3 protein-coding genes are annotated in these 2,317 nt (G+C 41.0%); 1 reads left to right on the top strand and 2 read right to left on the bottom strand.

Annotated features, from left to right (window positions below):
• Together DPO_RS24930 and DPO_RS23465 are read right to left on the bottom strand one after the other, a co-directional pair.
• Nucleotides 1-172 (bottom strand): DUF188 domain-containing protein (locus DPO_RS24930; protein WP_201765676.1); only part of this gene is annotated, 172 nt, incomplete at its 3' end.
• A gap of 343 nt (nt 173-515) precedes the next feature.
• A complete protein-coding gene (locus tag DPO_RS23465) occupies nt 516-1,019 on the bottom strand; it encodes a hypothetical protein (RefSeq protein WP_006968877.1) in 504 nt (167 codons plus the stop codon).
• A 730-nt stretch (nt 1,020-1,749) separates the two neighbouring features.
• Between DPO_RS23465 and DPO_RS24285 the strand changes: the two genes are divergently transcribed.
• Nucleotides 1,750-2,265: a flavodoxin family protein gene (locus tag DPO_RS24285; RefSeq protein WP_006968876.1), complete on the top strand. Its 516-nt coding sequence runs from the start codon at nt 1,750-1,752 to the stop codon at nt 2,263-2,265.
• The last annotated feature ends 52 nt before the right edge of the window (nt 2,266-2,317 follow it).

Here is a 2,317-nt window from a genome sequence, read left to right as displayed (position 1 = left end):
CCCCCTCGTCAAACCCGGAGGAGACCTGGAGAAATGTGATATAGTTCCGCTGGGGTATTTTCATGGGATGATTGGCAACCAGGGTTACCTCTACATGGGTCCGATCGGCTGCCTTGAACAAAATATTTTTGACCACCCCCGGGCAAGCATCTGCATCCACCCATATTTTCATATATTACCCCTTTGCCTTATGGTAAATTGAAATTCAGACAAGCCTTTTCATCGCTTAATCCCTGATGCAATGGCTAACTGAAGGGGATTATTATTTTTCTTTCCGGATTACTTTATCCCCCACAGTTTCAATGAGCTGTTCCAGGATCATGGTATCCTTTTTGTCTGCTGGCTTCCAGGAATTTTGAAGAATCCAATCGCCACTGCTGTCAAATTTTACTTCTGATATGATAATTTCGGTGTATTTGAGTTTCGAGTCGTCCTTGTGCTGTGGCCAAACTTCAAAAGCCCGTAGTTTGGATATCCCCAATGTGAATTGTTCACAAATTCTGGGGATAATGCATTCAATTTTTTGATTTTCCACTGTTTTCTGTTACTTCAAGTTGATCAAGAAGCGTGTAGGATTCGTTAAGAAGTTTTTTGCGTAACGGCATGTCTTTTACATTTTTGAGGTGAGCGTATATTTCAATATATCTTTGCCTGATACGTTGAAACACAGCTGAATCATACTCTGTTTTAATCCATTTTTTGTCATCTGCAGTTATTGCTGCTAAAATTTCATCATATATGTAATCGTAAAAATCATAGTCAGCGTCGGAGCTGGAGTGCCAGATGTCATATGTTTTTATGTTTTCACCTAAAAGTCTTGGAATCATGTATAGGTTTGTCAGCATCAAGTCTGCAAGTCGATATCTTGCCTCATCGAGTCTGTCCATTCGATACAAGCTTATTGCCCAGCACAGCTTTTGAACGGGCTCTCCAACATCATTGTCAAATTCTTTTGCGTACCATTGGAAATATTGCTCAGACTTTTTCAAATCATTTAAAACAAAAAATAGTGCAAACAATAGATATCTTTTCCCAGCACCATCATTTATATGCCCAAACGTCTTTTTTTCTTTATTTAAAGCAGACTTGTAGCTTGATATTCAGCTTTTTAGTTTTTTTCAGTATCTGGGAAATCCATCATCGCTGTCGCCTCTTTTCCAAATAGATGAGAGTTTCTTTATTATTTATTACATTATGGGGGGAATTTCAAAAAAAGCAAGTTTGCCACATTTGAAACATTACACCAAGGGTTTGGATTTCAGGTCAAAATATCTCCTGTCAGCACCGGTGTTCAGGGCTACCAGGGACATAAAGGCAAAACAGCGGCTGAGGCTGGCCACTTCCGGTTGATTGGCAATGAGTTCGAGCTTCTTTTGTTATTTGGTGTCCAAATATATAAAACTTGGCAGATCAAGCCGAGGCAGATTGTGGTGAGGACTACCTGCAGGACAAGGCCTGTTTTATAGCGGATGAGACCCCCAGACTATCCCTGTAACTCATTTCCAGAAAAATTTCCATACTTCCAAAAACCGTTTGTTGTTTTTTCCATCCAAAGATGATGTTGCAACAAACCGGAACACTGCTTTTTATAACAACACAGCGCGTATCCTGGGCACGCAGTCAGCGTTTGATGAATTATTATCAATAATGTAGCCAATGCTACAGACAGACGAATGACATTTAAATATGATACAGTTCAGAATGGTTTTAAGGATCGCAATAACAAATAAACCAAAAGGAGATTCAATCATGAAGGTATTGGTCACTTATTTCAGCCAGAGCGGCAACACGGAAAAAATCGCCAAAGCTATCTGCGAAGAAGCAGCTAAAACCAGTTATACCGATTTAAAGAAACTTGAAGAAATTACCCCTGATATGGTTGCCAAATATGACTGCATTTTCATGGGGTCGCCTCTGCACTCCGGAAGCCTGGCCGCCCCGGTCAAAGAATGTTTAAGTGTTCTAAAGTCAACGTCCGGTCAACAGATGGCAGGGTTTATTACCCACATGGCACCTGCTTATCCGGAACAGGATATGGATGCTTTTGAAGAACCTATGAAAACCGCATGCAGAGAAAAAGGAATCGAATACAGGGGCTGTTTTGACTGCCAGGGATTTTTGGCTGAGGCGATGCATGAACCTGTGCAGAAAAAACTGGGCATTGATGATGAAACGTGGGCAGGGATGGTCAAACAGATGACCGGCCGTCCCAACCAGGAAGATGTGGACAATGCCAAAGCGTTCGTAAGTAGACTTTTTGCTTAAGCCGTCAAAATCATGGATCAGTTCCGCTGTAAATGATATATTGATGAACATA

The sequence above is a fragment of the Desulfotignum phosphitoxidans DSM 13687 genome (genome assembly GCF_000350545.1).
Classification (GTDB): Bacteria; Desulfobacterota; Desulfobacteria; order Desulfobacterales; family Desulfobacteraceae; genus Desulfotignum; species Desulfotignum phosphitoxidans.
Note: the sequence above shows the minus strand (reverse complement) of the source record. Positions and strands in the feature narration are given on the sequence as shown.

Bases quoted from the DNA above. Each gene is read 5' to 3' on its own strand.
- DPO_RS24285 (WP_006968876.1), top strand. From the start codon at position 1,750: ATGAAGGTATTGGTCACTTATTTCAGCCAGAGCGGCAACACGGAAAAA.